The sequence below is a fragment of the Oleiphilus sp. HI0086 genome, from assembly GCF_001635225.1.
On the sequence record NZ_LWFZ01000288.1, the window covers coordinates 1 to 501 of the forward strand.

Annotated in this window: 1 protein-coding gene; it reads left to right on the forward strand. The window is 47.9% G+C overall.

Annotation, left to right across the window (positions count from 1 at the left end; all coding sequences use genetic code 11):
- On the forward strand, positions 1-501 hold a 501-nt coding region (locus A3756_RS03630), incomplete at both ends, for an MBL fold metallo-hydrolase RNA specificity domain-containing protein (RefSeq protein ID WP_304438852.1).

Consider the following 501-nt stretch of genomic DNA (forward strand, 5'->3'; position numbering starts at 1 on the left):
GGCGATTACGGCGACCGAGATCTATTGTCGGCACAATAAAGAGCACAAGCTTAGTGCCAGCCAGTGTGCTGAAATAGACCATGGAACTCATTTTGTACGCACCGCTGAAGAGTCTATCGCACTTAATGGCAGTTCTTATCCTTCAGTAATCATCTCTGCCAGCGGTATGGCAAGTGGTGGCAGAGTTTTACACCACTTAAAAAATCTCTTACCGCATCATCAGCACAGTATCGTTTTTATCGGATTTCAGGCACCTGGAACGCGAGGTGATACCCTGGTCAGTGGTGCTGCTGAAGTCAAAATACACGGCCAGTACTACCCTGTGAAAGCGGAGGTTTATCATAGTGGTAGCCTGTCTGCCCACGGCGACTATCAAGAAATTATTGACTGGTTGCGTGCGTCAAAGATCTCCCCCAAGCAAGTGTTCGTTACCCATGGTGAGCGTAGTGCCTCTGACTCAATGCGTATGAAGATAAAAGAGCAGTTGGGTTTGAAAGCTTG